This window comes from Candidatus Edwardsbacteria bacterium (assembly GCA_018821925.1).
In the GTDB taxonomy this organism is placed as follows: domain Bacteria; phylum Edwardsbacteria; class AC1; order AC1; family EtOH8; genus UBA2226.
Map to the genome: position 1 here is coordinate 1 of JAHJLF010000048.1, position 9,009 is coordinate 9,009.

General features: G+C 52.1%; 8 protein-coding genes. All 8 read left to right on the plus strand.

What is annotated here, in order from left to right; all coding sequences use genetic code 11:
- Positions 1 to 439: hypothetical protein (locus KJ869_05190; GenBank protein MBU1576587.1), on the plus strand; the 439-nt coding region annotated here is incomplete at its 5' end.
- 51 nt (positions 440 to 490) lie between these two features.
- The gene (lysS, locus tag KJ869_05195) at positions 491 to 1,966 is read left to right on the plus strand and encodes a lysine--tRNA ligase (GenBank protein ID MBU1576588.1); all 1,476 of its coding nucleotides are present in this window, start codon (positions 491 to 493) and stop codon (positions 1,964 to 1,966) included.
- A gap of 236 nt (positions 1,967 to 2,202) precedes the next feature.
- Positions 2,203 to 3,435, plus strand: a complete 1,233-nt coding sequence (locus KJ869_05200; protein ID MBU1576589.1) for a lipoprotein-releasing ABC transporter permease subunit — start codon at positions 2,203 to 2,205, stop codon at positions 3,433 to 3,435.
- A 27-nt stretch (positions 3,436 to 3,462) separates the two neighbouring features.
- Positions 3,463 to 4,509 (plus strand): HEAT repeat domain-containing protein, encoded by a 1,047-nt coding sequence (locus tag KJ869_05205; GenBank protein ID MBU1576590.1) that lies wholly within the window; start codon positions 3,463 to 3,465, stop codon positions 4,507 to 4,509.
- Positions 4,510 to 4,670: 161 nt separating this feature from the next.
- Positions 4,671 to 6,506 carry a translational GTPase TypA gene (typA, locus tag KJ869_05210; protein MBU1576591.1) on the plus strand — a complete coding sequence of 612 codons (1,836 nt, stop codon included), beginning with the start codon at positions 4,671 to 4,673 and terminating at the stop codon, positions 6,504 to 6,506.
- Positions 6,507 to 6,624: 118 nt separating this feature from the next.
- On the plus strand, positions 6,625 to 7,488 hold the full coding sequence (locus KJ869_05215) for a cation diffusion facilitator family transporter (GenBank protein MBU1576592.1): 864 nt from the start codon (positions 6,625 to 6,627) through the stop codon (positions 7,486 to 7,488).
- A gap of 18 nt (positions 7,489 to 7,506) precedes the next feature.
- Complete coding sequence (locus KJ869_05220; protein ID MBU1576593.1) at positions 7,507 to 8,841, plus strand: CHASE3 domain-containing protein; 1,335 nt, start codon at positions 7,507 to 7,509, stop codon at positions 8,839 to 8,841.
- Positions 8,834 to 9,009, plus strand: a 176-nt coding sequence (locus KJ869_05225) for a response regulator transcription factor (GenBank protein ID MBU1576594.1), incomplete at its 3' end; no start/stop codon positions are given. The genes KJ869_05220 and KJ869_05225, both read left to right, overlap by 8 nt.

Sequence of the window (9,009 nt, forward strand, 5' to 3'; positions counted from 1 at the left end):
AAATAAAAATGCCTTCAAAGAAATTGATGGAGTGGAAGCTATAAAAATGTTATTGTCGGCAAATCCTGATGATAAAGGATTTATTATTTTTACAGGAAAAAATGAAGTTGAATTTGTACAATATGGTTTAGAGAAGTATGGTTTTATGCTTTATTGGCCAATATCTGATCATAATAGAGAAAATAGAAATGAAGTTATTAATAAAGTTTCTTCAGAATTAAATAATAGTGGATTTGTTTTTAAACCAAATGACGTAATCAATAGAGATATTGTAATAAATTTAAAATATCATGAGTATGTAGTTGACTCTACTGGTTTGTACGCAAATGTTGGTAACAATTCAGAGGAAATTATCCAACTAACGCATAATCTTTTTAAAACAATTTTTCAATTCAAAAACACGGATAAATTAAAAATCGACCTTGAATTAAAAGGCTAAATAAATTATTACTACTGCAATATGTTTTAAAATAAAAAGAGGAAGCAATAGATGCCCGAACAAAACGAGAACCAGATCCCGGAGAGGGCCGAGAGAATTCATAAGCTTGAAGAATTAAGGAAGATGGGGATAGAGCTTTATCCCTATTCCTATCAGGCCGACATCAAGGCGGCGGAGATCCTGGCCGCACCGGACCAGCTGATCGAATCGGGACGGGAGGTGAAGGCGGCCGGCCGGATACTGGCCATCCGGGGACACGGCAAGGCGGCCTTTCTGCATCTTTCGGACGACAGCGGCAAGATACAATGCTACATCCGCCAGGACGAAGTGGGCGAGGAGAGCTACAAGGCCTTTAAACTTTACGACCTGGGCGACTTCATCGGGGTCTCGGGAAAGATCTTCCGGACCAAGACCGGAGAGGTAAGCATCCACGCCAAGGAGGTGGTCCTGCTGTCCAAATCCCTGCTGCCCCTGCCCGAGAAATTCCACGGTCTGCAGGACGTGGAGCTGCGCTACCGCAAGAGATACTTAGACCTGATCGCCAACCCGGAGGTCAAACAGCTGTTCATCAAGCGCACCAGATTCGTCAAGGCCATGCGCGATTTCATGGATAGCAAAGGATTCATGGAGGTGGAAACTCCCTGCCTGGAGCTGATCCCCGGCGGGGCCGACGCCCAGCCTTTTAGTACCCATCACAACGCCTTAGACATAGATATGTTCTTAAGAATATCGCTGGAGCTTCATCTCAAGCGGCTGATCGTGGGCGGCTACGACAAGGTCTACGAAATGGGCCGGGTGTTCCGCAACGAGGGGATGAGCCCCCAGCACCTGCAGGAATTTACCATGATGGAGTTCTACTGGGCCTACGCCGATTATAATCAATTGATGCCCCTGGTGGAGGAGATGTACACCACTTTGCTGGAAAAGACTTTTGGCAGTCTGGAGATCAAATTCGAAGACAAGGTTCTCAATTTCAAGGGTCCCTGGCCCCGCTATGACTATCGCCAGTTGCTGATCGATAAAGCCGGGATCGACCTGGACCAGCATCCCACCACCGAATCTCTGATACCCAAGCTCAAGGAGATGGGCATCAAGCCCGATCCCAAACTGGGCCGGGGAAGACTGATCGATCAAGTGTACAAAAAATTCGTCCGGCCGGAGCTGATCCAGCCGTGCTTTTTGATAGATCATCCGCTGGATGTCTCTCCGCTGGCCAAGAAGCACCCGACGCGCGACGGATATGTCCAGCGTTTTCAGGTGCTGTTCGCCGGGGCCGAGGTGGGCAACGGTTTCTCCGAGCTCAACGATCCGCTGGATCAGAGAGCCAGGTTCGAGGAACAATCTCGCCTTAGGGAAAAAGGCGACGCCGAGGCCCAGATGTACGACCGGGATTTCGTCGAAGCCCTGGAACATGGGATGCCGCCCTGCGGCGGGTTCGGTGTGGGGCTGGACCGCTTCTTCGCCATAGTCAGCAATTCACAGTCGGTGCGGGAGATCGTATTCTTCCCCACCATGAAGCCGGAGTAATTCAGATATAAAAGTCAAGATGGGTATACGGTAGACAGTATTCGGTATACAGTAGGGGCGGATCGTGATCCGCCCAATAAAGTCCGCCAGACCGTGTCTTTTTTAGTCATCGCGAGAATGTCATGTAATTGTTCAAACGAAGCGATCCATTTTTTAGATTGCTTCATTTGTAAAGCAGGGGCCGATTTCGCAATGACTGTGAGGCGGCGTTAAGCAGAAAGCAAACAGAAAGTATTATGTCCTACGAATTTTTCATAGCCCAGAGGCACCTCAAGGCCAAACGAAGGACCGGGTTCATCTCGGTGGTCAGCTTCATCTCGCTGGCCGGGATCACCGTTGGCGTGGCGGCCCTGGTGATAGTCCTGTCGGTGATGAACGGCTTCCAGACCGACCTGCGGAACAGGATACTGGGGACCAACGCCCATGTGATAATCCTCAAATACCACAACCAGGCCATAGAGGATTATAAAAAGATCATCCCGGTAATAGATTCCCTGCCCTCGGTAATCAGCAGTTCGCCCTTCATCTACACCAAGAGCATGATCGCGGTGGGCGGACGGGTGGACGGGGTGGTGCTACGGGGGGTGGACCCGGAGATGGAGAGGACGGTTACAGACATCTCGCGGAACATAATCTCCGGCGACTATGATTTCCGCTCATTTCCCGACAGCCTGCCGGCCATCGTGCTGGGGGTGGACCTGGCCGACCGGCTGGTGGCCCACCTGGGAGACACGGTAACCGTGGCCTCGCCCCAGGCCGCCCGGCCCACTCCATTGGGGCTGGTACCCCGGGCCCGGCAGTTCCGTTTGGTGGGGGTCTTCGACGCCGGGATGTACGAGTACAATTCCACCTTGGCCTTCATCGGACTCAACGAAGCCCAGGATTTTCTGGACATGGGTGACGCGGTAACCGGCATCGAGGTCAAGATCACCGACATCTACCAGGCCCAGCAGGTGGGACGGGAGATCGTCAAGAAACTGGGCCCGGCCCAGTACCGCTATAACGACTGGATGAACCTTAACTGGAGCCTTTTTTCCGCCCTTAAGCTGGAGAAGACGGTGATGTTCCTGATACTGGTGCTGATCATCACGGTGGCGGCCTTCAATATCATCTCCAGCCTGATCATGACCGTCATCGAGAAGACCAGGGAGATAGGAATCCTCAAATCCATGGGGGCCACCTCCCGCAGCATCATGCGGATATTCATCTACGAAGGGCTGACCCTGGGGGCGGTGGGCACTTTTATCGGCCTGATCATCGGTTATGTACTGTGCATCCTTTTGGCTAAATATCAGTTCATCGATCTGCCGGCCGATGTTTACTTCATCAACAAGCTGCCGGTGCAGATGAATCCCTGGGACTTTGCCTTGGTGGCCGTAGCGGCGGTGTTGATAAGCTTTCTGGCCACCATCTATCCGGCCTGGAAGGCGTCGCGCTTGGATCCGGTTGAGGCCATAAGATACGAGTAATGATAAATTAAAAATAAAATATCAAACATGAAAAATCAGATCCTATCATTAATTTTCGCAGCAGTCCTTTGTCTTTGCACAAAACCGGCAAATGCCTTCGACCGGGCCTACACCATGGGCGACAAGATAGATTCTTCGCCCCTGATCGTTTACGCCAGCGTGCTTGAGGTAAGGGAGCTGGTGGTCAAAAATAAAAAGGCCAAGGACCAGGATGAACTGGTCGGAGACTATTTTTACCGGCTTAAGGTGCTGGAGGTGGTCAAGGGCAGTTCTATGATCAAGGAAATTACCGTGATCCAATCCCCCGAGTTCCGGGCCGATCCCCGCTATTTTGCCGAGGGTCAGAATGTTATAGCTTTTTTAAAGCCCAACAGTCTTTCCGGAAAATTCCTATCCAGATACCGTCTGCCGAGGAGAGCCTATTACGAATGCTTTGCCAATAAGCAGGGGGTGGTGGCGGTGTCGGACGCCAGCAAGGACTTTTACCTGGGAAGCATCAAAAAATACATCTCGGCCAAGCGGGCCAAAAGATCAAAGCGAGCGGCAGAATGGGCCTCTTTGCTGGTGAACGCCCCCGACGAACTGAAGGAGAACGCCCTGCTGGAACTTTCTGCCAGGCCATATTATCCGGCCCTGAATACTTTTGTGCGATATCTGGGCGAAGAGAATCTGACCTCGCTGGCCTATAAGAACCTGAAGAATTTTCCTCCGGACAGCCTGGAGGCCCGGCTGGATTCACTGATGAAGTTTTGGAAAAGCGATTCCCGGCTGGTCAAGGTCAATCTATTAAAGCTGGTCTCTCATATCCATGATGATAAGGTTTTCAAATTTCTCCAGAGATCTTTAAAAGACGATAAATTCGAAGTGAGGGCCACCGCCGCCCAGAGCCTGGAGGGCTGGACCGACAAGAAGGCGGTCAAGTCGCTTAAAAAAGCCCTGAATGACGCCGATGACTACGTTCGCAGTGCGGCTTACGAAGCGCTGACCAAGCAGGGATTCCAGATTGAAAAGAAGGATGATTTAACATACAAGATCCTGCAGGAACCGGAAAAAACAAATAGTCACAAAAAGTGAAATTCTATACAAACTGTAAATAATATTATCTGACAGGATTTACAGGATGATCAAGATTTTACATAACAGGCAATTAAAAAATACTGGATCCGGTAAATCATGTTAATCCTGTCTAATTTGATTCCGGCTAGTCCGGGTTAGGAAAAGGACCGATAAAATAAATGACCGACAAAAAACTAAGAAATATCGCCATCATTGCCCACGTAGATCACGGCAAGACCACCCTGGTGGACGCCCTGCTCCGGCAGAGCGGACTTTTCAGGGATAACCAGGAGGTGCCCGAACTGGTGATGGATTCCAACCCCCTGGAACGGGAGCGCGGCATCACCATCTTCTCCAAGAACGCCTCCATCCATTACCTGGAATATAAGATCAATATCGTAGATACTCCGGGCCACGCCGATTTCGGCTCCGAGGTGGAGCGGGTGCTGTCGATGGTGGATGGCGTTCTGCTGTTGGTGGATGCGGTGGACGGCCCCATGCCCCAGACCCGGTTCGTACTGCAGAAATCCCTCAAGCTTGATCTTAAGACCATAGTGGTGATAAATAAAATAGACCGCCCGGATGCCCGGCCCCACTGGGCACTGGACCAGGTGTTCGACCTGTTCGTCTCCCTGGATGCCACCGATGAACAGCTGGATTTTCCGGTGATTTACGCCTCAGGGAAATCGGGCACCGCCACCATAGAATTGGAAAAACCGGGAAACAATATCATACCCATTTTTGATGTGATCATAAATAAAGTGCCGTCCCCGCCGGGGGATCCGGATAAGCCCCTGCAGATGCTGGTTACCAGCATGGATTACAACGATTATGTGGGGCGGCTGGCCATCGGCCGGATCCTCAACGGCCGGATGAAATCCGGCCAGCTGGCGGCCCGGATCAAGAAGGACGGGACCACCAAGATCGAAAAAATAACCAGGATCTACGGTTTCGAGGGTTTGAAACGGATAGAGGTGCAGGACGTAACGGCCGGAGATATCCTGGCCCTGGCCGGTTTTCCGGAGATCAACATCGGCGAGACCATCGCCGACTCAGTGGATCCCCAGGCCCTGCCCTATGTGGACATCGACCAGCCCACCATCTCCATGCTGTTCTCGGTGAACAACAGCCCGTTCTCCGGGCAGGACGGGGCCTATGTAACCTCCCGCCAGATCAGGGACCGGCTGGCCCGGGAGCTGAAATCCAACGTGGGCCTGAAGATAGAGGACACCGGATCGCCGGATTCATTCAAGGTCTCCGGGCGGGGCGAGCTGCACCTTTCCATTCTGATAGAGACCATTAGGCGGGAGGGCTACGAATTGCAGGTATCCCGGCCCGAGGTCATCCTCAGGGATATCGACGGCAAGACCTGCGAGCCCTTCGAGTACCTGGTGATAGACGTGGATGATGCCTATGTGGGCGTGGTGATGGAGAAACTGGGCCAGCGCAAGGCCGAGCTACAGAACATGAAGGCCGACGGCAAGGGCCGCACCCGGCTGGAGTTCAACATCCCAGCCCGGGGGCTGATAGGCTTCCGGGGGCAGTTTCTGACCGATACCCGGGGGACCGGCATCATGCATCACAACTTTCTGGATTACCAGACCTACCGGGGCGAGATCAGCGCCCAGGTCAACGGGGTGCTGATAGCCATGGAGACCGGCACCGCCACCTCATATGCGCTGGATTCCATCCAGGAGCGGGGCATGCTGTTCGTGGGCCCGGGTTATAAGGCCTACAAGGGGATGATAATCGGGGAAAGGCCCAAGGAAAACGATCTGGTGGTCAATGTCACCAGGGCCAAAAAACTGGGCAACCAGCGGTCCTCCACCTCGGAGGAGGCCATTCGCCTGACGACGCCCAAGATAATGACCCTGGAGGAAGCCCTGGAGTTCATCGCCGATGATGAATTGGTGGAGGTGACCCCCAAGGCCATCAGGTTAAGAAAGAAAATATTGTCGGATATCGACCGCCGCCGGTCGCGCCGGAGCAAGCCCGGTGTGGAATCAGAGGAATAATACCGGATAGCAAATATATTTTTACCACAAAGGCACTAAGACACCAAGAATCTTATTTATTTGGTGCGGTTTTTGATCATGGTTGTTTTATAATTTGATCATACATTAAATCAATTTTATGAGCATTACTAAAAAAGGCATGGCCCTGTTCACCCTGGCCGGTGGGCTGGTGATATTCGGGATGAAGCTGGCGGCTTACTTCCTGTCAGGCTCGGTGGCCCTGTTGTCCGATGCCATGGAATCGGTGGTCAACATCATCGCTTCGGGGGTGATGCTGTACGCCGTCTGCCTGGCAGACTCGCCGGCCGACAGCTCTCATAACTACGGCCACCAGAAGGTGGAGAACATCTCCAGCCTGATCGAGGGTTTTCTGATCATCGTGGCGGCAGTATTGATAACCGAAAAGGCCATAGACCGGTTGCTGCACCCCATGGAGCTGTTCAATGTCAACCTGGCGCTGATCGTCTCGTTGGGGGCCACCGGATTGAACGGCTTGCTGTCTTGGATGCTTTTAAGAACCTCCCGCAAGTTCGGCTCCATAGCCCTGGAAGGGGATTCCAAGCATCTGCTCTCCGATGTACTGTCATCGGTAGCCGTGGCGGCAGGGCTGATATTGGCCAAGTTCACCGGGTGGGCTTTTCTGGATTCGGCTTTGGCTATCGGAGTGGCGGTATTGCTGGCAAAAATGGGGATAGATCTGATAAAAAAATCATCCACCGGACTGATGGACCAGTCCTGTCCCGAGGAGGAGGCCAGAATAATAGAAATCCTGAAAAAGCATGACGGCCTGTTCGTGGATTTTCATGATATCAAGACCCGGCGCAGCGGGAACAAGGTCTTTGGCGAGCTGCACCTGACCGTGAAGGGCGATAAGACGGTGGAGGAGGCCCACAACCTGACCGATCACCTGGAAAATGATCTTCAGAGCGAGATGCCGGAGGTATCAATAACCATACACGTGGAAACCCCGCCCAAGAAATGAAATCATCGGCTGAAAAATATGTTTAGATTGAAATTCGAAGAGACCATCCTTTTCGGGTTTATTTTTGCTTTTGGGTTACTGGCCCTGGCCGGGGTTCTTTCCTACCGAAGAACCACCGTCTCCATGCGCACCAGCCAGCAAGTGATCCAAAGCCAAGTGATACTGAAGGAACTGGAAACCACTCTGTCGATAATAGAGGCCGCCGAGAGCCGGATGAAGACCTATATCATCAGCGGCAAGGAAAATCATCTGCAGCAATATAGTTCATACAAAGCCAAGATACACGACCAACTAAAGCATCTGGAAGAGTTAACGGCCAAGGATTCTATCGCAGTGATCCATGTCTCCGAGCTTGAGCAGATGTTCGATGCCAAGGTAGACTTCATCGCCAGCGTCATGGAAATGAGAAAACAGGGCAGGACTGACGAAATGAACGCCGCACTGGAGATTGACAGCGACAAAACTACGGTGGACGATCTGGTGGAAAAGATAGAGCAGATCAAGAAGGATGTGGGGCAAAAGCTGGTGAGCAGCGAACAAAAATCCCTGCGCATCTCAAAGCAGACCCGCATTACTCTTCAAATGTTGATAGGCCTGTCCCTGGCCCTGCTGACCACCGGCTATTTTCTTATCCGGGCAGATATCCGGGAAAGGCGAAAGACCGAGCAGAAATTGCTGTATACAACAATTGAGCTGAGAAAATTCGCGGTGCATCTGGATAAGGCCAGGGAGGAGGAGCGGGCCCATGTCTCCCGGGAGATTCACGATCAGTTGGGGCAACTGTTGACAGTTATGCAGTTTGATTTAAAGGCCATGTGGTCCCTGGCATCACCCCGGTCGCAAAATATGAGAAAACGCATCAAGGAAATGGACCTGGTGGTAGAGCAGTCCATGCAGGTGATTAAAAGGATATCTTCGGCCCTGCGCCCCCCGCAGCTTGACGATTTGGGGCTGGCCGAGTCGATGAGGTGGCTTTTAAAGGATTTCTGCCATAGAACCAAGATGGAATACTCCTTTACCGTTGATCCCCAGGATCTGACCTGTGAAACGGAGTTGTCCACCATTCTTTTTCGGATTCTCCAGGAAGCCCTGACCAATGTCGCCCGGCATGCCAAAGCGTCCCGGGTGGCGGTAGCGCTGGAACAGGGCAAGGGCGAACTAATTCTTGCCGTGGCCGATGATGGGTGCGGAATAACCAGCCAAAAGATCTCCGGCGACGGCTCTCTGGGATTGGTGGGAATAAGGGAGAGGATCCGGCCCTGGGGCGGCAGGTTGGAAATTGCCGGGCTGCCCGGCAGGGGCACCACCGTAGCGGTTCACATCCCACTCAGCACTAAGGAGTGTAATGCTTAACATTATTTTAGTGGACGATCATCCTATCGTCCGCAAGGGCCTTCGCCAGATAATAACCGAGCAGGGGATATCCCGGTCGATAGACGAGGCTTCCGACGGCTCGGAGGCCATGGAAAAGATTTCTAAAAAGAAATACGATATTGTGATATTGGATATCTCCATGCCCGG